Here is a 22636-nt window from a genome sequence, read left to right as displayed (position 1 = left end):
CGCGGGCGAGCCCCTTACAAGGGGGCCATGCGTCTAGGTGTATCGGGGAGCCCACCCACGCGAAACGCACCCAGCAGCGTCGTGTCGATGCCGATGTGGCGGCGGTTCCAGTTGGCGATCGCCAGTTGCGCCACGGCGCGCGACAGGGCGTTGACGGCGGCGGCGCCGATGAGGCCGAAAACGGGGATCATCGCCAGTTCTACAACCAGCCCCACCAGCATGATGGCGCCCCAGATACGCACGTAGTCGCGCTCGTGGCCGGTCATCATCATGACGATGCGCGAGGGGCCGGTGGCGGCGTCGAACAGCAGCCCGGTGCTGAGCATGATCAGCACCCAGTAGCCGGCGGTGGAGTGATCGCCGAACAGCGACAGGATCTGGTTGCCGAAGACAAGGTAGCCGACGAATACCACCAGTGAGAAGGCAAATCCGGCCCAAGCGCACAATGCCGTGATGGCCTGCGCCTGCTTCATCTCGCCGGCGTGGTAATGGCGCGAAACCATCGGCGCCACGACCAGGGTGATGGCGAACATGAAGAGGGTGAGAAGTCCCGCCGTACGGAAGGCGTTGAAGTAGATGCCGGCGGCCTCGGCAGTGACGAGGAGGCCGATGAAAATGGTGTCCATGTTCAGCGCGGCGGAATCGATCACCGTGCCGATGAGGAACCAGCGGCTCGCTCTACCGTGTTCGCGCCAATAGGGCCGGAGGCCGCTGAAGCCGGGGGCGATCTCGTAGCGGCGGAGGCGGGCTAGGGCGTATTGCAGGACCAGCGCGACGGCGAGGAGGGTTGCGGTCAAAAGCAAGGCCTGCCAGCCGCTCAGCGGAGCGCCCAGCGCGAACAGCGCGACGATGGCAAACGGGGTGAGGACGCGCCACAAGATGTCGCGCGGGCTGAGCGCGGTCCACACCGAGCCCTGCGCCCGCAAGGCGGACGACCAGTATTCGGCGAAGGCCATCGGCAGGATCAGTGCTGCTGCGGCGTAGAGATGCCAGGGCGGGCCGCCATCGAATGCGCCGGCGATCGCGGCGCCTGCCAACGTCAGCACAGTAAGCCCGAGGCCGGCAAGCAGTGTCAGCGCGCCGCCGGAGCGCAACGCCGCCAATGCCTTGTCGTGGCGGCCGGCGACTTCCTCTTCCGGCCAGTAGCGGAGGATGGCGGTCTGCTGGCCCATCGAAGCGCCGATGGCCAGCACAGTGGCGAGGCTGAGCCCGAAGGCGAAATAGCCGTACTCGGCGGCGCCCATGATGCGCGAGAGCACCACGTACATCAGGTAGGTCAGCCCAGCGGTCGCCACCTTGATCAGCAGCGAGACCAGCGAGCGGCTGAGGCCGGTGCGCAGCAGCGCGCGGAGATCGGTGGAGGTGGGAGACATCAGGGCCGTCACAGAGGTTTGGCCCGACTATGGCAGGGGGATGCTCACAAGGTCTTACTGCGGAGTGGGCACTCGACAACGGGTGCAGCCGGACGCAGAGTCAGGGGACCGAGGGGACGGGGAGTTGGGCGATGAATGAGGCGGCGGCTGTCGACACGCGTGCGGAACTGATCGCGCGGGCGCAGGGCTACCAATCATCGGAGCCGAGCTTTGCGCGGTTCCTGAAGACGGTGGCGGAGGCGACCGACCCCGAAGACCTGGCGATGCACTCCGCCGAGGCGCTGGAAGCGACGTTTCGCAAGTCCTACGGCCGGCTGGGAAAGCGCGAGCTTGCGAGCCACAACGTCTACGTGGTGCCACCGGAGAAGCCGGGCGACGCCGAGATCGTCGAGGTGTTCTCGGCGGACATGCCGTTCATCGTCGATAGCGTCTTGGCAGCAATCCGGGCGCGCGGCGGGGTGATCCGCTTCATCACCCATCCGGTGCTGCAATTCGACCCGGCGACCTATCGGGTGCTGGAAGTCCCGACCCCAGGTAGCCGGCTCGAGAGTTTCCTTCATGTCGAGATCGACCCCTTGGCAGATATCGTCCAGCGCGAGGCGCTGCGGGGCGAGATCGACGACACGCTGACCGATGTCGGCCGCGCAGTTGCCGGCTGGCGGCCGATGCTGGCGCGGGTGAAGAAGGCGATGGCCGATTGGCACGCCCATGCGCCCAAGGCGCCGCCGGCGCAGGTGGCCGAGGCGATGCACTTCCTCGGCTGGCTGGCCGAGCACAACTTCACCTTCCTCGGCATGCGCGAGTACAAGCTGGAGCCGGGCAGCGAGGCCGATGGGGTAACGATCCCGGCCAAGCTGGTGCCGGTACATGACAGTGAGCTGGGGATCCTCGAGGACCCCCGCGTGCTGTTCCTGCGTTCGGGTCCGAACTATGTCGAGATGACCGAACAGCATTTCGCGTTCCTCGCCGAGCCGGCGCCGATCATGGTCACCAAGGCCAATATCCGGTCGCGGGTGCACCGGCGCACCTACATGGATTACGTCGGGGTGAAGCTCTACGACCGGGAAGGCGCCATCTCTGGCGAGCTTCGCATCGTCGGGCTCTTCACCTCGATGTCACTGGCCTCGCCCAACACCGACGTGCCGCTGATCCGCAAGAAGATCACCGAGGTGCTGAAGGAAGCGGGCCAGGACCCGCAGAGCCACGCCGGCAAGGCGCTGATGAACGCGCTCGACACTTTCCCGCGCGACGAGCTGTTCCAGATCTCCGAGCCGCAGCTCTATGAGTTCGCGACGATTATCGCCAGCCTCGTCGACCGGCCGCGGGTGCGAGTGCTCAGCCGCATCGACCGGTTCGACAATTTCGTCTCGATCCTCGTGTTCGTGCCGCGCGACCGCTACGATTCGGACGTGCGGGCGGTGATCGGCGCCTATCTGGCCGAGGTTTACGAGGGCCGCGTTTCGGCGTTCTACCCGAGCTTCCCCGAGGGCGAGCTGGTCCGGGTGCACTTCATCATCGGGCGCAACGGCGGCAAGACGCCCACACCACTCCGCGAGGAGCTGGAGCAGGGCGTTGCCGAGCGCATCCGCACCTTTGGCGACCGGCTGGTGGCAGCGGCGCCGGATTCGGCGGCCATCGCGGACTACCTCGATGCGTTCCCGCCGGATTACCAGGCGGTGCACTCCGCCGAAGCCGCGCTCGCCGATATTGCGGTGATCCGGGTGCTGCCGGACGAGCGGGCGATTGCGCTCAGGCTCGGGGCGCGCGAGGGGCGCAGCGCCATGGGGCTGAAGGTTTACCACCAGGGCAGCCCGATCGCGCTGAGCGATCGTGTGCCGATGCTGGAGAATTTCGGCTTCCGGGTGATCGACGAGGACACCTTCACGGTCAAGCCGCTGCACGGGGCCGAGACGTTCGTCCACGACATGCTGCTCGAGGCCGATGATGGGCTCGACCTCGACGACCGCGTGCTGGGCCAGCAGATCGAGAACGCCATCCTCGCCGTGTGGCGGCGCGAGGCGGAGAGCGACGGGCTCAACCAGCTGACCATGCGGGCCGGCCTGAGCTGGGACGATGTCGAGGTGCTGAGGGCGCTGACGCGTTACCTGAAGCAGGTCGGCATCCCCTACTCGCGCGACTACCTCAACGGGGTGATGGCGCGGCATGCCGATGTGTCGGCGGCGCTGGTGACGCTGTTCCACGCGGAGAACGATCCGCATTTCGCCGGCGATCGGAAGCGGGCGACCAGCGAGGCGCGCGAGACCATCAACGCGGCGGTGGAGGCGACGACCTCGCTCGACGAGGACCGCATCCTCAGGCGCTATCTCAACCTCACCGAAGCGGTGGTGCGGACCAATGCCTACCAGCGCGACCAGAGCGGATCGCGACGGCCGGCGCTGGCGCTGAAGTTCGACTGCTCCAAGGTCGATGCGCTTCCCGAGCCCAAGCCCTACCGCGAGATCTTCGTCTATTCGCCGCGGGTGGAAGGGCTGCACCTCAGGTTCGGGCCGATCGCGCGCGGTGGCCTCCGCTGGTCGGACCGGCCGGAAGATTTCCGCACCGAGGTGCTGGGGCTGGTAAAAGCGCAGCAGGTGAAGAACGCCATTATCGTGCCGGTGGGCGCGAAGGGCGCGTTCGTGCCGAAGCAGACGCCGGTCGGCGCTGACCGCGAGACGGTGATGCGCGAGGGGACCACCTGCTACAAGATATTCGTCTCGACGCTGCTCGACGTCACCGACAACCTCGAAGTCGATACTATCGTCCCGCCCCCCGACGTGGTGCGGCGCGATGGCGACGATCCGTACCTGGTGGTCGCCGCCGACAAGGGCACGGCGAGTTTCTCGGACACCGCCAACGCCATCGCAGTGGGTCGCGATTTCTGGCTCGGCGATGCCTTTGCCTCTGGCGGTTCGGCCGGCTACGACCACAAGAAGATGGGCATCACCGCGCGGGGCGGCTGGGAGGCGGTGAAGCGGCATTTCCGCGAGATGGATCGCGACATCCAGACAACGCCGTTCAGCGCGGTGGGTGTCGGCGATATGTCGGGCGACGTGTTCGGCAATGCCATGCTGCTGTCGCCCGAGACGCGGCTGATCGCGGCGTTCGACCATCGCGACATCTTCATCGATCCCGATCCGGATCCGGCGGTCAGCATGGCGGAGCGGCTTCGGCTGTTCCAGCTGCCGCGCTCGAGCTGGCAGGACTACAATGCCGAGCTGATCTCGAAGGGCGGCGGGGTCTACTCGCGCAGCCTGAAGACCGTGGCGCTGTTCGCCGAGGCGCGGAAGGCGCTGGGGCTCAATTCCGATGCGGTGACGCCCAACGACGTGATCCGCGCCATCCTCAAGGCGCAGGTCGATCTGCTCTGGTTCGGCGGCATTGGCACCTATGTGCGGGCGAGCACAGAGAGCGATGCGCAGGCCGGCGACAAGGCCAATGACGCGGTGCGGATTGCCGGCGGCGAGATCCGCGCGTTGGTGGTGGGCGAGGGCGCCAACCTGGCGGTGACGCAGCTGGGGCGGGTCGAATACGCGCTGAAGGGCGGGCGGATCAACACCGACGCGATCGACAACTCGGCCGGTGTGAACTCGTCCGACCTCGAAGTGAACATCAAGATCGCGCTCGGGGCGCTGACGCGGACCGGGCAGTTGACGACGCCGGTGCGCAACGAGTTCCTTGCCTCGATGACCGACGAGGTGGCGGCGCTCTGTTTGAAGAACAACTACCTGCAGACGCTGGCGCTCAGCGTCGAGGAATCGCGTGGGCTCGCGGCATTCCCCGAGCACCTGTCGCTGATGGAGGCGCTGGAGGCGGCGGGCGAACTCAGCCGGCCCGTGGAGTTCCTTCCTGACAACGCGGCACTCCGGCATCGGGCGCAGGGCGGCAAGGGGCTGAGCCGGCCAGAGCTGGCGGTGCTGCTGGCCTATGCGAAGAACGTGGCCAATGCGGACCTGCTGAAGACCGGGGTGCCGGACGACCCGTACCTCGGGCGCGAGCTCTATCGCTACTTCCCCGACCGGCTGATCGAGACGTTCGAGGACACGGTCACCAACCATCGGCTGCGCCGCGAGGTGATCGCCACGGTGCTGTCGAATGCGATGATCAATCGCGGCGGGCCGGGCTTCGTCAATGAGATGATGACGGCGTCGAGCGCCGATGCCGGGCAGGTGGCGGCCGCCTATGCGGCGGCGCGCGACGTCTACGGCACGCCCGATCTCAACCGCGACATCGATGGGCTCGACGGCACGGTGCCGGGCAAGACGCAACTGAGGCTCTATGCCGAGGTGCAGGCGCTGTTGAAGCGCGAGACGCTGTGGTTCCTGAGGAACGGGCGGTTCGACAATGGCTTGCGACCGCTGGTCGATCGCTACCAGGATGGCATCGCGCAGGTGCGGGCGATGATCACCGGCCTGTTGGGCACGTATCTCGAGCACGCCATCGGCGAGCGGACAACGCGGCTCGAAGCGGCGGGGGTGAGCCGCGAGATGGCGCGGCGCTTCGCTGAACTGCCGGTGCTGTCGCTAGGGACCGATATCGTGCTGGTGGCCGAAAAGACCCGGACGCCGGTGGCTGATGCTGCGGTGGCGTTCTTCGGTGTGCTCGACACGTTCAAGCTCGGCCGTATCGTCGAGCAGGGCAACGCCATCGTCCTTGCCGACAAGTTCGACCGAATGGCGCTCGACCGGGCGCTGGCCAACCTGCTGCGAGCGCAGCGCGACCTCACCGTCGATGCGCTAAGCCTCGGCACCGGTGCGGTGGATGGGCGGCTTGCCGCATGGCGCAGTGCGCAGCCGGAGGCAATCGCGCGGGTTGCAGATGCGGTGCAGGGGCTCACCGAGGGCGAGATGACGGTATCTCGCCTCTCGGTCGCCGCCGGCTTGCTCGGCGATCTGGCGCGGAGCGTCTGACGTCAGCCGTTCACGGCTTGCGGTGACGGGGCGAGGATCGACCAGTCGGCATCCTGCGCCCAGGCCTCGAACGAGTGCCAGGCGACCTCGGGGAAGGCCTGGTGCAGGGCCGGAATATCGACGTCGTAGCCGACCTGGTCGAACCATTCGAACATGATGGCGCTCTCAGGGTCCTGCTGCCGTGCGGCCGCCAGCGGGATCTCCTGGTAGCGAATCGGGCCGCCCGTGGTGCGCGAGAGGATCGCGGCCTGGTCGGTGCCGGAGAGTTCGTCGCCGGCGATGTCGAAGCGCTTGCCGAACACCGAGGCGCCGCGTTCGATCACCGCCGCGACGAAGGCGCCGATATCGGCGACGGCGATTAGCTGATTAGTCCGCGCGGACGGCAGCCCGAAGGCGTAGACGCCGTTGCGGAGCGCCTCGATCCCCCAGGGTGCCGTGACATTCTCCATGAAGGCGACGGGCGCCACGATCGTATGGGGAATGCCGAGTTCCTTGATCGCCTGCTCGACCCGATACTTGCTCTCGAAATGCGGGATGCCCGTCGCCTTGTTGGCGTCGGCGACAGAGGAAAACACCAGGTGACCGATGCCGGCCGCCTTGGCGGCGTGGACCGCGGCGATGCCCTGTTCGGTTTCCACCTCAGGGCCGTTGCCCCAGAAGCTGGTGACGACGAACATAGCGTCGGCGCCTTTGGCGGCTCGCTCGACCGAGGCCGGATCGCTGAAATCACCAGCAATGATGTCGGCGCCAGCGGCGGCGAGGCGGCGTGCAGCTGCCGCATCGGGGTTGCGGGTCAGCGCCCGCACGGTGTGACCCCTGCTGAGCAGGGCGCGGGCGACGGCGCCGCCTTGCTGGCCGGTGGCGCCGGTGACGAGGACGGTTTTCTTGGTTGTCATTTTCGATCTCCGAGTTTGGTCCCGGAGATTTCGGTACTGACGGATTGCGCTACAACGAGCTATAGTCAGGAAACATCGTACCGCTGGGAGCTACAATGGTGGACCTGAACGACGTTGCGATCTTCGCCCGGGTGGTCGAGGCCGGCAGCTTCACCGGGGCGGCCCGGTTGCTTGGCCTGCCCAAGACGAGCGTCAGCCGACGGGTTGCCGAACTCGAACGGCAGGTCGGGGTGCGGCTGCTGCACCGGACCACCCGCAGCTTGCGGCCCACCGATGTTGGCCGGGTCTACTATGAGCAGAGCAGTGCTGCGCTACGGACCATCGAAGCGGCGAACGAGCAGCTTGCCGAAGCACGGGCGGAGCCCTCGGGTACCATTCGCGTCTCGGCGCCGGTCGGCTTTGCAGGGTTCTTCCTGGGGCAGACGGTGTTCGAGTTCCTCGAGTCCTATCCCAAGGCGAGCGTCGAGCTGCTGCTCACCGACGACAAGCTCAACCTGGTCGAGGCAGGCATCGATGTCGCCTTCCGCACCGGTTCGCTGACGGATTCGACGCTGGTGGCGCGCAAGCTCGGCGCGTCGCACAAGGTGCTGTGCGCGAGCCCCGACTACCTTGCGAGGCGGGGAACACCGGAGCAGCCGGCAGACCTCAGATTGCACGATTGCATCATTGCCGGACGGTCGATCGCCGGCGCGCAATGGGTGCTGGAGGGGCCCGATGGGCCGCAGACCGTGGCCGTGAGCGGCCGTATCGCTGCCAACACGATGGAGATCGCGACGGCGGCGGTGCTCAAGGGTCTCGGCATCGCGCAGTTGCCTGCCTCCGCCGCGGCGCCCGCCATTACGGAAGGCCGGGTGCAGCGGGTGCTGCCGGACTATGCGATGGCCGTGGGCGGCGTCTACGCGCTCTATCCGTCGAGCCGGCACCTGTCGCCGGCGGTCAAGGCGTTCGTCGAGCTCGCCGCCGAGCGGTTGAGCCGGGCGGCGGCGCTCGAAAACTGCGCGCCGGATGCGTTGGGAATGCCTGCTGCCTAGTGCCGGAAGTGGCGCATCCCAGTCATCACCATGGCGATGCCGGCTGCGTCGGCAGCGTCGATCACCGCCTGGTCGTTCATCGAGCCACCGGGCTGGATGACGGCGGTAGCGCCGGCTTCGACCGCGGCGAGCATGCCGTCGGGGAACGGGAAGAAGGCGTCGGAGGCCACCACGGAGTTGGCGGTGAGGGCGCCCTCGATGCCGGCGGCTTCGGCGGCGTCGATAGCCTTGCGGTGGGCGACGCGGCTTGAGTCGAGCCGGCTCATCTGGCCGGCGCCGATGCCGACTGTGGCGCCGTCCTTGACGTAGATGATTGCGTTCGACTTGACGTGCTTGGCCACCTTCATCGCGATCTTCAGGTCGCGCAGTTCGGCCTCGGTCGGGGCCTTCTTGGTCACCACGCGGAACTCGGTGTCGTCGACGTTGCGATCGTCGCGACCCTGGACGAGTAGGCCGCCGGCCAGCGATTTCACCGTCAGGCCGCCGGCCTTGGGGTCGGCAAGCGCACCTGTGAGCAAGAGGCGCAGGTTCTTCTTCGCGGCGACGATCTTGATCGCCTCCTCGGTGGCGTCGGGGGCGACGATCACCTCGGTGAACACCTTGACGATCTCGGTGGCGGTGGCTGCGTCGATGGTCTGGTTCAGCGCCACGATGCCGCCAAAGGCGCTGACCGGATCGGTGCGCAGCGCCAGGTGATAGGCCTCGATCAGCGAGGCGCCGGTGGCGAAGCCGCATGGATTGGCGTGCTTGATGATGGCGACGGCGGGAACCTTGGGGTCGAACTCCGAGACCAGCTCGAAGGCGGCATCGGTGTCGTTGAGGTTGTTGTAGCTCAGCGACTTGCCCTGCACCTGGCGGGCGGTGGCGACGCCGGGGCGCTGCTCGCCGGTGGTGTAGAAGGCGGCCCACTGGTGCGGGTTTTCGCCGTAGCGCATCACTTCCTTCAAACGCCCGGCAAAGCTGCGATAGGGCATCTCGGCATAGTCGAGGGTCTTGGCGAACCAGCTCGAGATCACCGAGTCGTAGGCGGCGGTGCGGGCATAGGCCTTGGCGGCCAGGCGCTGGCGCATGTCGTAGGGCACGCCGCCGGTCTGGCGGATCTGCTCCAGCACCGCGTCATAGTCGCTGGGGTCGACGATGACAGTGACATAGGCATGGTTCTTGGCTGCCGAGCGGATCATCGCCGGGCCGCCGATATCGATGTTCTCGATGGTCTCGTCGTAGGAGGCGCCCTTGGCGATGGTTTCCTCGAACGGGTAGAGGTTCACCACCACAAGATCGATGGCGCCGATCTGGTGCTCGTCCATCGAGGCCTTGTGGGTGGGGTTGTCGCGCACCGATAGCAGGCCGCCATGCACCTTGGGGTGCAGCGTCTTCACCCGGCCGTCCATCATCTCGGGAAAGCCGGTGAGATCGGAGATGTCGCGGACAGCGGCGCCGGTCGAGGCGATCAGCTTGTGGGTGCCGCCGGTCGACACCAGCTCGACGCCGAGCCCGGCCAGCGCCTTGGCGAAATCGGCCATGCCGGTCTTGTCGAAAACAGAAAGCAGCGCGCGTTTGACCGGAACCACCTTGCCGTCGGACATGCCTTGATTTCCCGCGATGTGTTGAGTTGGCGGCTCGCTAGCACGGGAGGCGGCAGAAGGGAACCGGCGTCAGTTCTCTTCGAGGGTAAAAATCCAGCTGACCTCGTTGGCGTCGGCAACCAGCGTCTCCAGCACCAACTGCTTGGTGCGGTGGAAGCCGAAATAGGCCGACTGGCGGACGCTATCCTCAACGCGCATGTCGGCGCCCTCCCAGAGGAAGGTCCAGACCGCGCCGGAGTTGAGGCGGAGGCGGACGAGATCGTCGGTCACTTGCACCTCGGTCTGGTGGGCGAGGTGGAAGCGGATGGCGGCGGCGCCCGAGACGCGGTTGCGGTGGCGCACGAAGCGGTCCTGGCCGACCAGCGTCTTACCCTCAGCGAGCAGCGTCAGGTGGCGCTCCAGCGTCACGCCGAAGCGCTCGGCATAGCCGTGGGCGGTGATGATCAGCGTGTCGTCGGCGCTGCGGGCTTCGATCTCGCTGGGGCGGCCGAGCGGCAGCAGGCGCCCGGCGAGCGGGCCTGACGGCGCGATCGCGGCGGCCGACAACGCGTTGATGGTGGGCGCCGAGTGCGCGATGCCCTGCCGGAACAGCAGCGCGTCGTCATAGTCGGACGGGGCCGGGCCACAATTGCAGACGACGAGGTCGCGGCCGTGGCTGAACTCGAAGGCGAGCGCGCTGGCATGGGCGTGCGCGGTGAACTCCGGATCGGCGACGAGGCCGGAATCGGCGACGACGATGGAGCGGCCGGCGATCAGCCGGCCATAGCCGCCGGCGGTGCCGGTCTGACGAGCGCGGGCGGCACTCTGCGCCTGTACGGCAACGATCAGGTCGTGCGCCATCTGGCCCGTGCCGTTGAAATAGGCGGGTTCGCCCGTGCCGAGCGAGATGGCATCGAGCGCCCGGTGCATGCTCTCGGTCAGTTCGTCGAGATCGTTCGAGGCCTGCTCGTGGTCGCGGCGCAGCGCCTGCTTGATGGTGATTAGCTCGACCAGCAACTGAATCTGGATCTTGGCAGAGCGGCTCCGATGCAGCCCGTCCTCGTCGATCTGGGCGTCGACGTGGTCGAGCACGTTGCGGACGCGGGCCTCGACCTCGGCATTGGGCCGGTCCGAGCAAAGCGCCACCCCGACCAGCGCGATGGCGACGAGCAGCGCGTCTACCGGATCGGTGGCGAGCAGGCTGCGGACTTTCAGCGACGAGATCTGGGTGGAGAGCGAGCGGCTGATCTGCTGGGTCTGCTCCAGCGTCGCGCCCTCGATGAGGATGTTGTAGTGCCGCAGCCAGTTGAGAACGCGACGGGCGGTGAGCGCCGGACCCCAGGCCTCACGGTTGAAATGGCCGTCGCGGCCGATCCAGTCGAGCGTCAGGGTGCGGGCGAAGCGGCGTTCCTCATCGGTGCGCGCATCGCGGAAGTGGCGGAGCCAGGCGAAGGCCTGCAGGTCGTATTGCCAGTCGTCGTGATCGACATCGAGCGAGAAGGGTGAAACGCCGTGCGTGTCGACGAGCTTGGACGCCAGCAGGTAGCGGCCCTGCATCATCTCGAGAACGGTTTCGCGGTCGGTCGGCCGGAACTCGGCGAGCGCGCCGATCAGGTCGTCATTGCTCGGGCCGGTCCAGGTCCAGCGGATGAGCGGATTGGTGACGATATGGTCGGCCGCGGACAACAACGTGCGGCGTGCGAGGAAACGCAGCGAATGTGCCAAGTCTACGTCCTCACATACGTTTTGGCCGGCGGGCTCTGATAGGCCCGCGCGGAGAGCTTGCCAAGGGCCGGTGACACTATCCTAGCGGCGCCGGACGCGCGCAACGAAGAACCCGTCGAGCGTGCCGCCCTTATCCCCAGGAACAAGCATGCCCGGCGCAATTCGTACGAAGCCGTCAGGGGTGACGGCATCCGGCAGCCCGACCAGTTCGTCGGCGCCGATCGGCTCGGCCACGACATCGTCGCGATCAAGCAGCCAGCGCGCCTGCTCCTCGCCTTCCGCCGGCTCGAGCGAGCAGACGCAATAAACGAGCAGGCCGCCCGGATTGAGCCAGGTTAGGGCGCGCTCGATGAACCGGCGCTGAAGTGCCACGCGACCTGCGATATCGGACGCATCGCGATGCCAGATGACTTCGGGGTGGCGGCGGAACGTGCCGGTGGCCGAACAGGGCGCATCGAGCAGGATGCCGTCGAACTTCTGCGCCGGCTCCCAGGCCAGCGCGTCGGCGGTGACGGTTTCGGCCGTCATGCTCAGGCGAGCGAGGTTCTGCGCCATACGGGCCACGCGATCGGGCTCGCTATCGATGGCGGTGACGGCGTAGCCGGCATTCACCAGCTGCGCGGTCTTGCCGCCGGGGGCAGCGCAGAGATCGAGCACGCGGGCGCCGGGAGCAAGCTTGAGCAGCCGGGCGGGGATGGCTGCGGCGGCGTCCTGCACCCACCAGCGGCCGGTGTCGAAGCCGGGCAGGGCCTCCACCGGCTTGTCGCGTTCGCCGATACGCACGGTGTCGGCGATGACGGCGGAGGCGCCAAGGCTGTCGATCAGCTCCGGATCGATGGCCTTGAGCGTCAGGTCCAGCGGGGCACCGTCGAGCAGCGCGTCGGCAAAGTCCTCAAGCGCGTCCTCGCCATAGGTGTCGCGCCAGAGCGGGCCGAGAGTGGCGGGGAACAGCGCCTGATGCGGCAGGTGGCGGAGCGAATGGGCTTCGCCCTGGGCGCGGCGCAGCACGGCGTTCATCAGCTTGGACAGATGCTGGCTCTTGGTGTCGCGCTTGCTGGCTTCCACTGCGAGGAAGATGGCGCTGTGGTCTCCCAGTTCGGGCAGGAACACCAGATGCGCGAGGCTCAGCCGCAGGATGGCCTCGAACGGGCCGGACTTCTTCGGAATGCCGCGATCGAGGAAGCGGGCGATCATCAGGTCGATCTGGCCATGGCGACGCAGCGCCGTGGTGACCAGCCGGTTGGCCAGCGCGCGATCGCGACCATCTTCGATCTCGGCAACTGAAAAGGGGGCGAAGTTCGCCCCCTTGAGCACCTTATCGAGCCGCTCGGCTGCGAGAAGCCGGAGCTTCAGCCCCGGCGGATTTTTCTGTTTCTTCAAGCGCTCAGCCCCACGGTCCGCGGCTGCTATTGCCATTCTCGCTCGAGCCTGTCGAGGGGACGCGCCAACCGCCGCCGGTATTGCGGGGGATGGCATCGGCCGGCGTGACCTGCGGCGCGGCGCGGCGGCCGGTGCGATCGACCTGCATATCGGAGGCGATGCGCTGCAGCTTCGCGATGCGGTTTTCGACTGCCGGGTGGGTCGAGAACAGGTTGTCGATGCGCTTCCCGCTGAGCGGATTGAAGATGTACATGTGGGCTTGGGCCGGGTTGCGTTCGGCCGCGACGTTGACGGTGCGCTGCGCCAACTGGCTGATCTTGTTCAGCGCCGAGGCCAGCGCCAGCGGGTCGCCGGAGATCTCGGCGCCATCCTTGTCGGCCTCGTATTCGCGGGTGCGGCTGACCGCCATCTGCACCAGCGCGGCCGCGATCGGGGCGACGATCACGGCAATCAGCACGCCGATCGGGCCCAGTGGATTGTCGCGGGAGTTGCCGCGACCGAAGAACAGCCCGAACTGCGCCAGCATCGAGATGGCGCCGGCAACGGTCGCGGTGATGGTCATGGTGAGCGTGTCGCGGCTTCGGATATGCCCCAGCTCGTGCGCCACCACCGCCGCGACTTCACGCGGCTCGAGATAGCGCAGCAGGCCGGCCGACACGGCAACCGCGGCATTCTGCGGGTTGCGGCCGGTGGCGAAGGCGTTGGGCTGCTCGGTATTGATCACGTAGAGCCTGGGCATGGGGATGCCGGCGCGCTGCGCCAGTGCCTCCACCGTGCTGTAGAGGTCAGGCTGGGTGCGCGGGTCGACTTCGACGGCGTTCTGCATGCGCAGCACCATCTTGTCCGAATTCCAGTAGGCGAAGAGGTTGGTGACGACGGCAAAACCCAAGGCGATCAACATGCCGCTCTGGCCGCCGACGAAGTACCCCACCGCCATGAAGATGGCGGTGAGCGCCGCGAGCAGCACGGAAGTGCGGAGGAAGTTGAGCATTGCGGTTAAGTCTTGTACCTCGGTTGGTTATCCTGGCCCAATAAATGGGACGGCTGAAGGTTCCCGGCAAGGGAACCTCACCAAACGGTAATGCGATGAGCGACGAAACCAGTGCACAAAAGCCCCTGACTCCAGCCGCCGAACGCGCCCTCGCGGAAGCCGAAGCGCGGCGCAAGGCGATCGACGACAAGGCAGCCGCCAGCAAAGCGGAAAAAGGCGGCCGCGGCGGCCTCGACCCCGCCCGCTACGGCGACTGGGAGATCAAGGGACTAACGGCGGACTTTTGATCTTCGGCGGCAGCTATGATATACAGGATCTATGTGTGTATCATAAAGGTGCCAAATGAAGATTTCGAAATGGGGAAACAGCCTTGCGGTCCGCATTCCCATGGATGTGGCCAGCAGGCTCGGTCTCAAGGAGGGCGACGAGGTTGACTTTCGGCCTTCCGATATCAACGGGATCGAACTGCTGCGGCTTGCCTCGCGCCGCGAGCGCGTTGAGCGACTACGGGAGATCCTGAAGGATCGTCTGCCAGAGGACTATCGGTTCAATCGCGAAGAAGCGAATGCCAGGCGCTAGCTTCCTCGATACCAATATCCTCGTCTACTTCTCGATACAGGCTTCCACGCGGTCGGGCCGAGCTGCAGAAATCGTGGAAGCGGGCGGAAACGTCAGCGTCCAGGTGCTCAACGAGTTTGCCAACGTCGCGCGCTCGAAGATGCGGATGGACTGGGACGAGATTTCCGAAGCAGTGGACTTCATAAGCAACCTGCTTCAGGTACATCCGCTGACCGTCGACACTCACCGTCGGGCGCTGGCCTTGGCCGAGCGCTATATGCTGCATTTTTATGATGCCACGATCGTTGCATCAGCCCTCGAAGCCGGTTGCACCACCCTCTATTCCGAAGACATGCAGCACGGCCAGTTGATCGCTGGCCGCCTGCACATCGTGAATCCGTTCAGTTAGGCCGCGACCGGTGCCGGGCCGCCGAACAGGCCGATGACAATGCCCTGGACGATCAGCACGCCGAGCAGGTAGCCGCCGTCGATCAGGGTGAGGCTCCATTTGGCGCCCTGGTAACGGTGGTTGAGGATCATCGAGGTGATGACAAAGCCCAGCCACATGTGGACGCCGCAGAGAATGCCGGTGGTGACATTGGTGGCGTCGAAGATCACCGGGGTGAGCAGGGCGATGAAGTAGGCCATCACCAGTTGCACCACGACCGACCAGGCATAGGGCGTCCAGTCGGCCTGGTTGATGTCTTCGCGGCGCTTGCCCTGGGCGGCGAGCCACTGCTTGGACAGCGCCATGTACCAGACGAAGCCGAGCGCCATGCTGGCGACCATGGCGACGACCACCGCCAGCCAGTTCACTGCGAAATGCGTCATATGTTCCCCCTCAGCCGCCAGGTGCGGCGAGGGTGATTCTACGGTGATTTGCCTGCGTTCGCCAACGAAGCCGGGGGGCGGCACGCACCAGGTGTAACGGCGCCTACAACCCACCCATCTTGCAGATCAGCTTCCACTCGGCCTCGGTGACCGGGCCGACGGAGAGGCGGGAGAGCTTCACCAGCGCCATGTTGGCGAGCTCGGGGGTCTTCTTGATGGTTTCGAGCGTCACGGGTTTTGGCAGCTTCTTCACCGGCAGCACGTCGACGCACTCCCAGACGATGTTGCCCTTCTCGTTCGGCTCGGCGGTCGAATCCTTGTGGGCGAGAGCCACGACCTTGATGATGCCGACGATCTCCTTGCCGATGTTGGAATGGTAGAAGAACGCCTCGTCGCCGAGCTGCATCGCCTTCATGTTGTTGCGCGCGGTGTAGTTGCGCACCCCATGCCATTCCTCGGGGACGCCGCGATTCACTACGTCATCGTAGGAATTGACGTCCGGCTCGGATTTCATCAGCCAGTAGGCCATTTTCAGCGTCCCGCACTCTTGTTGATGGTCAGCGCCCAGCGGCTGATCTCGTAGCTCTGGAACACGCCCTCCTTGATAAACGGATCCTGCTCGTAGAGCGAGGTGGCGGTGGCGAGATCCGGGGCCTCGATGACCATGAAGCTGCCGGTGGCCTTGCCTTCCTCGGTCTGGAACGGCCCCGCGATCACCAGCTTGTCGCCGAGGTTGTCGAGGTGCTTCAGGTGCTCGGGGCGGACCGCCATGCGGTGCTCGAGGCCATCGGGCTTATCGGTGGCGACGATCGAGTAGAACGGCATCAGTCTTCTTCCCTCTTGAGCGGCCGCGACATGAGGCCGGCGACGATAGCGGTGATCGAGGTGTTGCCCTCGATCAGCAGGTTTACCGCATCGATCAGCGGGGCGTCGATGCGCAGTTGGTCGGCGAGCGCCTTCGCCACAGGGGCGGTCAATACGCCTTCGGCGAGGTCGGTGCCGGCCGGTTCGCCGCGGCCGAGGCTGACGCCGTAGCGGTAGTTGCGCGACTGGGTCGAGGTGCAGCTCAACGTCAGGTCGCCGAGGCCGGCAAGGCCCGTCAATGTCGAGGCGCTGCCGCCCATGCGGACGACCAGCCGGGTGAGTTCGGCAAAGGCGCGAGCAAGCAGCGCCGAGCGGGCCGAAGCCCCGAGACCGGCGCCGKCGACGGCGCCGCAGCCCAGCGCGTAGACATTCTTCAGCGCCCCTGCCAGCTCGACGCCGAGGCGGTCGTCGGCGGCATAGAGACGGAAGGTGGGGCCTGCGAGTGCGGCCGCCACGGCGGAGGTGGCTTCAGGGTCGTCGCCGGCGAGGGTGACGGCGGTGGGACGACCGGCGGCAACGTCGGCGGCAAAGCTCGGGCCGCTCAGCACATAGGGAATGGCGGTGGGGGAGACTTCGGCGAGGACTTCGCTCTGGCGTTTCAGCGTGCCGTGCTCGAGTCCCTTGGCGGTAAGGACGACAGGCAGATGGGCCAATGCCGCGGCGATCGGCTTAAGGGCGGCGCGGCTCGCCTGCGCGGGGACCGCCAGGATGACCAGGTCGGCGTCGGGCAAGATCAGCGATCCGGTGACGCGGCTGGACAGGGTTTGCGCACCGAGATGGGCGCTGTTGCGATGGTTGCGGTTGATGTCGTCGATCACCGCCGGATCGCGGCCGACCAGCGTCACCTGCCGGCCGGCGATGGCTGCGGCTTGTGCGAGGGCGGTGCCCCAGGCACCGGCGCCGACGATGGCGACGCGGTCAAGCCGCATGGGTCAGGCCCATGTCGGCGCTGTCGAGCGGCCAACGGGCCTTGGCAGAGAAATCCAGTCGATCGGCGGCTCCTAGCGCCAGCCGTTCCGCGCCGGCCCAGGCGACCATGGCGCCGTTGTCGGTGCAGAGTGGGATCGGTGGGATGACGAGGGTGGCGCCGGCCGCGTCGGCGGCCCCGCGCAGGGCCGTGCCGATCGCCTTGTTGGCGGCGACACCGCCGGCGACGACGAGGCGGGGCGGCTGGCCGGGCAGCTCGATCGCATATTTCGCGAGGGCGGAGCGGGCGCGGGTAGCGACGATTTCGGCGACGGTGCGCTGGAAGCTGGCGCAGATGTCGGCGACGTCCTGGTCGGTCAGCGGCGCATGCTGCTCGGCGGCGAGGCGGACGGCGGTCTTGAGGCCGGAGAAGGAGAAATCGAGCCGGTCCTCCTTCAGCAGCGGGCGCGGGAAGTTGAAGCGGCGTGGGTCGCCCTTTGCCGCCATCTTCTCGACTTCCGGGCCGCCGGGGTTACCGAGACCGAGCAGCTTTGCCACCTTGTCGAAGGCTTCGCCCAGCGCATCGTCGATGGTGGTGCCCCAGCGCTCGTAGTCGCCGACGCCGCGGACGAGGACAAACTGGCTGTGCCCGCCGGAGACCAGCAGCATCAGGTAGGGGAAGGCGAGACCATCGGTCAGCCGCGCGGTGAGCGCGTGCGCCTCGAGGTGGTTCACCGCAATCAGCGGCTTGCCGAGCGCCGCGGCGATCGCCTTGGCCGTGGTAAGGCCGACCAGCACGCCACCGATCAGCCCGGGACCGGCCGTGGCGGCGATGGCGTCGACCTCGCTCAGTTTCATCCCGGCGGCCTTGGCGGCGCGTTCGATGATGTGGTCGAGGTAGCTGACATGGGCGCGGGCGGCGAGTTCGGGGACGACACCGCCGTAGGGCGCGTGCTCTTCGAACTGGCTACGGACGATGTTCGAGAGGATCGTCGCGTGCCCTCCGGCATCGCGCTCGACAATCGAGGCGGCGGTTTCGTCGCAGCTGGTTTCGATGCCGAGCACTCTCATCAAACTTGTCCGCTACCTATCTAAGGGGTAAGCCCAGCCCGGCTTTGGCCTACAATAGGTATGAACTGAAATGCAATCGGCCGCGTTCCTTCGCATCGGGACCAGGGGCTCGCCGCTGGCGCTGGCCCAGGCACAGTTGACGCAGCGGCTGCTGGCCGAGGCGCATGACGTGGCGCCCGAGCGGATCGAGATCCGCGTCATCACTACCAGCGGCGACAAGCTCACCGACCGGCCGCTCAGCGAAGCCGGCGGCAAAGGGCTGTTCTCGCGCGAGATCGAGGCGGCGCTTGACGCCGGCGAAGTGGATCTCGGCGTGCACTCGAGCAAGGACCTGGCGTCGTTCCTGCCCGAAGGGCTGATGCTTGCCGCGTTTCTCGAACGTGAGGATGTGCGCGATGCGTTCGTGTCGCTGCAATACGGGAGCGTTGCCGAACTGCCCGAGGGAGCCAAGTTCGGTTCCTCGTCCATCCGACGGGCGGCGCAGATGCTGCGAGTGCGGCCAGGCCTCGAAGTCGTGCCGTTCCGCGGCAATGTCGACACGCGGCTTGCCAAGCTCGCGGCGGGCGTGGCGGATGCGACGCTGCTCGCGGTGGCCGGGCTCAACCGGCTGGGCAAGGCGGACAAGATCACCGCCTATCTCGACCCGCTGGAGTTCCTGCCGGCGCCGGCGCAGGGCGCCATCGGCATCGAAATCCGCGAGAGCGACACGCGGACGGCGGAGCTGGTGACCGTGCTGAACCACGCCGCCACGGCAACCACCATCGCGGCCGAACGTTCGCTGCTCGCAACGCTCGACGGATCCTGTCGAACCCCGATCGGCGCGTTTACCGAATTGAATGGGGTTTCGTGCAGGTTGACCGCCGAAATCCTCAGCCCGGATGGACGCGAGTTCTATCGCGGCACGGTGGAGGGTGCGGCGGCCGATGCCGCCAAACTCGGAACGCAACTGGGTGCGAGGCTGCTGGAACAGGCCGGGCCGGAATTCCAGCGGCAATTCAAAGGATAGGCGCGTAACTTGAAGATGCTCGTGACCCGGCCAGACCCCGACGCGAGCGATACCGCCGCAAGGCTGGGTGCGCTCGGTATCGAGGGCGTGGCGTGCCCGCTGCTGGTGCACCAGACGCTCGAGGTGGGCCTGCCGGATCCCAAGGGTTTTGCCGCGATCGCAGTGACCAGCGCCAATGCGCTGCGGGCGCTCGATGAGCGCGGGGTGCTCGCCCGATATCTCGAGCTACCGCTCTACGCCGTAGGCAACCGCACCGCGGCGATGGCGCGCGAACTCGGCTTTGCCGAGGTGACCAGCGCGCAGGGCGCCTTCGCCGATCTCGCAGAGCTTTTGGTGCATGTGCCGCTCGCCGGGCCGATCTTCTATCCGGCGGCGCGCGATATGTCGGCCGATCTCGGCAAATCGCTGGCCCCGTTCGGGCGGATGGTGATCACTGCAGAAGTTTACGCGATGAACCCGGTAGTGACGCTGCCCGAGGGCATGGTGGGACGGCTGGGTGACGGCGAGATCGAGGCGGCGCTGTTCTATTCGAAACGCACGGCGCAAACCTTCGTGCGCCTGGTGGAGCGCGATCTCGACAGGTCGCTGCGCGCGCAGTTCGGCGTGCTTTGCCTGTCCGAGGCAGTTGCCGCACCGCTGCTCGATGCCCATTTCGTGCGGGTCGGGCTCGCCGACCATCCCAGCGAAGAGGCGATGATGGGGCTTGCCTTGTCGTTTGCGCGCGACCAAAACCCATGATGACCGGAACAATCGAGGAATTGCCGCATGGCTGAACGCAAGTCGGGGCCCGTCAAGCCGCCGGTCATCGAGCTGAAGGCGCGGGAGGCCGAGAAGCCGGCCGCCGCAACGACGGCGCGCGGCAAGGCGGCCGAGGCTGCGGTAGAAGCCGCGGCGGAGGCGATCCCTGAGGCGGCTGAAGAGCCGGTGCGTCCGGCGCCCCCACCGCCCCCACGTCCGCAGGCGCGACTGGCCATGCCGTGGAGCGCCATATCGATCGCGGCTGTGGCTGGCGGGCTGCTTGGTGCGGGCCTGGTCTATGGGCTCGGCAACTGGCTGCCGCTGCCCGACCAGCGGCCGGTGATCGCCGATCCCGCGGCGCGGCTCGATGCGACGGACAGCAGCCTCAGCGAGATCGAGACGCGCCTTGCGGCGCTGGAAGAGCAGGGCAAGCGCACCCAGGTCAGCCTTGACGCGACCATCACACAGCTCGATGGCGGGCTGAACGAGGTGCGGCAGTCGATCGCGGCGTTGCCCGCCGCTGCCGCGCCGGTGGACCTGGCGCCGATCGAGGCGCAGCTGAAGGGTCTCGAGGACCGGGTGACGGCGATCGGCGCAGGCGCGTCGACAGCCGATGCGACCGCGCTGGCCGAGACCATCCGCACGATCGAAGCGGGGATCGCCGAGTTGCGCACGCTGCTGACGACGCTGGACCAGCGGGTTGGTGCCACCGACGCGGCGATCACCACGCTCAAGGGCGAGGTCGACGCGACGCAGGCGGCGATTTCGACACAGAACCAGACGCTGGGCGGAGCGGAGATCGGTCCGGCGGTGCGGCTGCCGCTGGTCGTGTCGGGGCTCGAAAACGCCATCGGCAACGGCCGGCCGTTTGCAGCCGAGCTCGCAGGATTGAAGGCGCTGCTGCCGGACCTGACGGTGCCGGGGGCGGTCGAGGCGGCCGCCGCTGACGGGCTGCCGCGCCCCGACGCTGTGGCGGCGCGGTTTACCGCCGAAGTGCCGAACGTGCTCGCCGGTCGTGCCGCAGTCAGCAGCGGCGACATGGGTGAGGATGCGCTCGAGTGGATGAAGGGGCTTCTGGCCCTGCGTCCGGTGGGCGAGGTGCCGGGGGATAGTCCGGAGGCGATCGTTTCGCGGCTCGAAGGCGCAGTCGGACGGCATGATTTCAAGGCCGCGGCTGAACTGCTCGGGCAATTGCCGCCGGCCATGCAGGCCGGCGCCGCGACTGCCGGACCGGATATCGTCAAGCTTGCCGCAGCGGAAGACTTCATGACCGAGTTGCGTAGCCGGGCCCTTGCTCCGACGGCGGAGGCCACTCCGTGATACGGCTCGCCTACTGGCTCATCGTCAGCCTGCTGGTCACCGCGGGCATTGCCTGGCTGATCGGCCTGCCGGGGACGCTCACCATCGAGTTCCTGGATTTCCGCATGCAGCCGCGGCTGGGCGTCGCCGCCTTCCTCGCAGTGGCGGCAGTGGTGCTGATCATCCTCATCTGGGGCATCGTCAAGCGCATCATCGCGGCGCCCTACTACATCGCTCGGCAATCGCGGGAGCGGCGGAAGGATGCCGGCTACATGGCGCTGTCGGACGGGTTCATTGCGCTGCAGGCCGGCGACGCCAACCGGGCGCGGCAGCTGGCGCGCGACGCTCGCGGAAACCTGCCGCGCAACGCGGCGGCCCAGCTGCTCGAAGCCCGCGCCGACCTGGCGCTGGGCGACATGCATTCGGCGCGCGAGCACTACCGGGCGCTGATCACCAATCGCAAGACCGCCCTCGCGGCCCTCTCGGGGCTCTACGACCAGGCGCGGCAGCAGGGGCGGCCCGACGCTGCGCTGACCTTCGCGCAGAAGGCCATCGACATCTCGCCGCAGGCGCCGTGGGCGCGCGAGGCGGTTTTCGACGACCTCACCCGCAATGGCCGCTGGGACGATGCCTACCGGATGATCGCCGATGAGCAGGCCGTGACGCGCGAGGAGAAGACGCGCAAGCGCCGTCGCCAGGCCGTAGTCGAAGCGGCGCGTGCCCAGCTGGCCGAAGGCACCGACCCGCATGCGGCGCTGGAGCACGCGCTGTCGGCGCTGAAGCTGCAGCCGGATTTCGTGCCGGCGGCGCTGATAGCGGCGCGCATCTACTCCAATCGCGGCGAGGCACGGCGGGCGATGAGCCTGCTCCGGCGGGTATGGCGGGCCACGTCGCACCCCGATATCGCGACGCTGTTCGCCAACTCGGTGCCCGGTGTGTCCGCGGTCGACCGGCTGAAGCGGGTCAACGAACTGATCGACACCCCGCCGCCCAACAAGGCCAGCGCGCTGGTGCTGGCGCGGGCCGCGATCGATGCCTTCGACTGGGTGGTCGCCAGGCAGGCCCTGGCCGGCTACTCGAACGCCAACCCGTCGCAGGCGGTGTGCCTGCTGATGGCCGAGATCGAGGACGGACAGTCCGGCGACAAGGGCAAGGCGCGCGACTGGCTGAACCGGGCGGTGCGGGCGCCGCGCGATCCGGTGTGGACCGCCGACGGCATTACCGCCGAGGAGTGGGAACCGCTGTCACCGGTGACCGGCAAGCTCGATGCGTTCGAGTGGCGGGTGCCGACCAGTGCCGTGGCGACGCGCACCGGGACGACACCGGCGCTGCCCGAGAGCGCGCCTGCACCGGCGCCGGCTGAGCCCGAAAAGCCACAGGGCGGGCCGCTCGCGCTCCCTGAGGGGTAAGCGGCGAAAGAGCGTGTCTGTGCTCTCTTGCGCGTGACAGCGCTCGCTTGTATTAGACCCCGCATCGGCGCGTCGCTCGCGCCGAT

The 22636-nt window shown here is 67.2% G+C and carries 20 protein-coding genes; 9 read left to right on the top strand and 11 right to left on the bottom strand.

From position 1 onward, the window contains the following. Window positions 1–14: 14 nt before the first annotated feature. Entirely contained in the window at window positions 15–1373 is a 1359-nt protein-coding gene (locus tag AC1DWU_RS02295) for a lipopolysaccharide biosynthesis protein (RefSeq protein ID WP_477148335.1), read from the bottom strand. A gap of 131 nt (window positions 1374–1504) precedes the next feature. Here AC1DWU_RS02295 and AC1DWU_RS02290 point away from each other — a divergent pair, with 131 nt between their 5' ends. Further along, window positions 1505–6280 carry an NAD-glutamate dehydrogenase gene (locus AC1DWU_RS02290; RefSeq protein ID WP_477148334.1) on the top strand — a complete coding sequence of 1592 codons (4776 nt, stop codon included), beginning with the start codon at window positions 1505–1507 and terminating at the stop codon, window positions 6278–6280. A 2-nt stretch (window positions 6281–6282) separates the two neighbouring features. On the opposite strand, the gene AC1DWU_RS02285 is transcribed toward AC1DWU_RS02290, so the two are convergent. Then, on the bottom strand, window positions 6283–7176 hold the full coding sequence (locus AC1DWU_RS02285; protein ID WP_477148333.1) for an NmrA/HSCARG family protein: 894 nt from the start codon (window positions 7174–7176) through the stop codon (window positions 6283–6285). Between the two features lie 95 nt (window positions 7177–7271). Here AC1DWU_RS02285 and AC1DWU_RS02280 point away from each other — a divergent pair, with 95 nt between their 5' ends. Continuing rightward, complete coding sequence (locus AC1DWU_RS02280; protein WP_477148332.1) at window positions 7272–8207, top strand: LysR family transcriptional regulator; 936 nt, start codon at window positions 7272–7274, stop codon at window positions 8205–8207. Here the strand turns inward: AC1DWU_RS02280 and purH are convergent. The 4 genes from purH to htpX form a co-directional block, all read right to left on the bottom strand. Continuing rightward, window positions 8204–9793: a bifunctional phosphoribosylaminoimidazolecarboxamide formyltransferase/IMP cyclohydrolase gene (gene purH / locus AC1DWU_RS02275; protein WP_477148331.1), complete on the bottom strand. Its 1590-nt coding sequence runs from the start codon at window positions 9791–9793 to the stop codon at window positions 8204–8206. The two genes, AC1DWU_RS02280 and purH, sit on opposite strands and share 4 nt — an antisense overlap. Before the next feature lie 69 nt (window positions 9794–9862). After that, on the bottom strand, window positions 9863–11497 hold the full coding sequence (locus AC1DWU_RS02270; RefSeq protein WP_477148330.1) for a heparinase II/III family protein: 1635 nt from the start codon (window positions 11495–11497) through the stop codon (window positions 9863–9865). A gap of 81 nt (window positions 11498–11578) precedes the next feature. Further along, complete coding sequence (locus tag AC1DWU_RS02265) at window positions 11579–12877, bottom strand: RsmB/NOP family class I SAM-dependent RNA methyltransferase (protein ID WP_477148329.1); 1299 nt, start codon at window positions 12875–12877, stop codon at window positions 11579–11581. A gap of 4 nt (window positions 12878–12881) precedes the next feature. Beyond that, window positions 12882–13868, bottom strand: coding sequence for a zinc metalloprotease HtpX (gene htpX, locus AC1DWU_RS02260; RefSeq protein WP_477148328.1), 987 nt, complete (start codon window positions 13866–13868; stop codon window positions 12882–12884). A gap of 95 nt (window positions 13869–13963) precedes the next feature. Between htpX and AC1DWU_RS02255 the strand changes: the two genes are divergently transcribed. Genes AC1DWU_RS02255 through AC1DWU_RS02245 form a run of 3 tightly spaced genes read left to right on the top strand, consistent with a single transcriptional unit; the run spans window position 13964 to window position 14835 of the window. Then, entirely contained in the window at window positions 13964–14155 is a 192-nt protein-coding gene (locus AC1DWU_RS02255) for a DUF1674 domain-containing protein (protein ID WP_477148327.1), read from the top strand. Between the two features lie 55 nt (window positions 14156–14210). Next, on the top strand, window positions 14211–14447 hold the full coding sequence (locus tag AC1DWU_RS02250) for an AbrB/MazE/SpoVT family DNA-binding domain-containing protein (protein ID WP_477148326.1): 237 nt from the start codon (window positions 14211–14213) through the stop codon (window positions 14445–14447). Continuing rightward, complete coding sequence (locus AC1DWU_RS02245; RefSeq protein WP_477148325.1) at window positions 14434–14835, top strand: PIN domain-containing protein; 402 nt, start codon at window positions 14434–14436, stop codon at window positions 14833–14835. The genes AC1DWU_RS02250 and AC1DWU_RS02245 overlap by 14 nt, the downstream gene beginning before the upstream one ends. Here AC1DWU_RS02245 and AC1DWU_RS02240 read toward each other — a convergent pair. From AC1DWU_RS02240 to tsaD, 5 genes are all read right to left on the bottom strand, one after another. Next, on the bottom strand, window positions 14832–15257 hold the full coding sequence (locus tag AC1DWU_RS02240; RefSeq protein WP_477148324.1) for a DUF1761 domain-containing protein: 426 nt from the start codon (window positions 15255–15257) through the stop codon (window positions 14832–14834). The two genes, AC1DWU_RS02245 and AC1DWU_RS02240, sit on opposite strands and share 4 nt — an antisense overlap. Before the next feature lie 103 nt (window positions 15258–15360). Beyond that, a complete protein-coding gene (locus AC1DWU_RS02235; RefSeq protein WP_477148323.1) occupies window positions 15361–15786 on the bottom strand; it encodes an EVE domain-containing protein in 426 nt (141 codons plus the stop codon). 2 nt (window positions 15787–15788) lie between these two features. Continuing rightward, entirely contained in the window at window positions 15789–16082 is a 294-nt protein-coding gene (locus tag AC1DWU_RS02230) for a YciI family protein (RefSeq protein ID WP_477148322.1), read from the bottom strand. Further along, window positions 16082–17050, bottom strand: a complete 969-nt coding sequence (locus tag AC1DWU_RS02225) for an NAD(P)H-dependent glycerol-3-phosphate dehydrogenase (protein WP_477148321.1) — start codon at window positions 17048–17050, stop codon at window positions 16082–16084. Before AC1DWU_RS02225 ends, AC1DWU_RS02230 begins: the two co-directional genes overlap by 1 nt. Further along, a complete protein-coding gene (gene tsaD, locus AC1DWU_RS02220) occupies window positions 17040–18098 on the bottom strand; it encodes a tRNA (adenosine(37)-N6)-threonylcarbamoyltransferase complex transferase subunit TsaD (RefSeq protein WP_477148320.1) in 1059 nt (352 codons plus the stop codon). The genes AC1DWU_RS02225 and tsaD overlap by 11 nt, the downstream gene beginning before the upstream one ends. A 70-nt stretch (window positions 18099–18168) precedes the next feature. Here tsaD and hemC point away from each other — a divergent pair, with 70 nt between their 5' ends. The 4 genes from hemC to AC1DWU_RS02200 are packed head-to-tail and all read left to right on the top strand — an operon-like array spanning window position 18169 to window position 22550. Further along, window positions 18169–19104, top strand: coding sequence for a hydroxymethylbilane synthase (hemC, locus tag AC1DWU_RS02215; protein WP_477148319.1), 936 nt, complete (start codon window positions 18169–18171; stop codon window positions 19102–19104). Between the two features lie 15 nt (window positions 19105–19119). After that, window positions 19120–19842 (top strand): uroporphyrinogen-III synthase, encoded by a 723-nt coding sequence (locus AC1DWU_RS02210; RefSeq protein ID WP_477148505.1) that lies wholly within the window; start codon window positions 19120–19122, stop codon window positions 19840–19842. A 27-nt stretch (window positions 19843–19869) separates the two neighbouring features. Next, on the top strand, window positions 19870–21162 hold the full coding sequence (locus AC1DWU_RS02205) for a COG4223 family protein (RefSeq protein ID WP_477148318.1): 1293 nt from the start codon (window positions 19870–19872) through the stop codon (window positions 21160–21162). Beyond that, window positions 21159–22550, top strand: a complete 1392-nt coding sequence (locus AC1DWU_RS02200; RefSeq protein ID WP_477148317.1) for a heme biosynthesis HemY N-terminal domain-containing protein — start codon at window positions 21159–21161, stop codon at window positions 22548–22550. The genes AC1DWU_RS02205 and AC1DWU_RS02200 overlap by 4 nt, the downstream gene beginning before the upstream one ends. The last annotated feature ends 86 nt before the right edge of the window (window positions 22551–22636 follow it).

The organism is Devosia sp. P2_G7 (genome assembly GCF_056403495.1).
Note: the sequence above shows the minus strand (reverse complement) of the source record. Positions and strands in the feature narration are given on the sequence as shown.

What these genes read in the sequence shown, in the direction of transcription:
- AC1DWU_RS02295 (WP_477148335.1), bottom strand. Translation starts at nt 1,373, where the DNA reads ATGTCTCCCACCTCCACCGATCTCCGCGCGCTGCTGCGCACCGGCCTC.
- AC1DWU_RS02290 (WP_477148334.1), top strand. Translation starts at nt 1,505, where the DNA reads ATGAATGAGGCGGCGGCTGTCGACACGCGTGCGGAACTGATCGCGCGG.
- AC1DWU_RS02285 (WP_477148333.1), bottom strand. Translation starts at nt 7,176, where the DNA reads ATGACAACCAAGAAAACCGTCCTCGTCACCGGCGCCACCGGCCAGCAA.
- AC1DWU_RS02280 (WP_477148332.1), top strand. Translation starts at nt 7,272, where the DNA reads ATGGTGGACCTGAACGACGTTGCGATCTTCGCCCGGGTGGTCGAGGCC.
- purH (WP_477148331.1), bottom strand. Translation starts at nt 9,793, where the DNA reads ATGTCCGACGGCAAGGTGGTTCCGGTCAAACGCGCGCTGCTTTCTGTT.
- htpX (WP_477148328.1), bottom strand. Translation starts at nt 13,868, where the DNA reads ATGCTCAACTTCCTCCGCACTTCCGTGCTGCTCGCGGCGCTCACCGCC.
- AC1DWU_RS02255 (WP_477148327.1), top strand. Translation starts at nt 13,964, where the DNA reads ATGAGCGACGAAACCAGTGCACAAAAGCCCCTGACTCCAGCCGCCGAA.
- AC1DWU_RS02250 (WP_477148326.1), top strand. Translation starts at nt 14,211, where the DNA reads ATGAAGATTTCGAAATGGGGAAACAGCCTTGCGGTCCGCATTCCCATG.
- AC1DWU_RS02245 (WP_477148325.1), top strand. Translation starts at nt 14,434, where the DNA reads ATGCCAGGCGCTAGCTTCCTCGATACCAATATCCTCGTCTACTTCTCG.
- AC1DWU_RS02240 (WP_477148324.1), bottom strand. Translation starts at nt 15,257, where the DNA reads ATGACGCATTTCGCAGTGAACTGGCTGGCGGTGGTCGTCGCCATGGTC.
- AC1DWU_RS02235 (WP_477148323.1), bottom strand. Translation starts at nt 15,786, where the DNA reads ATGGCCTACTGGCTGATGAAATCCGAGCCGGACGTCAATTCCTACGAT.
- AC1DWU_RS02230 (WP_477148322.1), bottom strand. Translation starts at nt 16,082, where the DNA reads ATGCCGTTCTACTCGATCGTCGCCACCGATAAGCCCGATGGCCTCGAG.
- tsaD (WP_477148320.1), bottom strand. Translation starts at nt 18,098, where the DNA reads ATGAGAGTGCTCGGCATCGAAACCAGCTGCGACGAAACCGCCGCCTCG.
- hemC (WP_477148319.1), top strand. Translation starts at nt 18,169, where the DNA reads ATGCAATCGGCCGCGTTCCTTCGCATCGGGACCAGGGGCTCGCCGCTG.
- AC1DWU_RS02210 (WP_477148505.1), top strand. Translation starts at nt 19,120, where the DNA reads ATGCTCGTGACCCGGCCAGACCCCGACGCGAGCGATACCGCCGCAAGG.
- AC1DWU_RS02205 (WP_477148318.1), top strand. Translation starts at nt 19,870, where the DNA reads ATGGCTGAACGCAAGTCGGGGCCCGTCAAGCCGCCGGTCATCGAGCTG.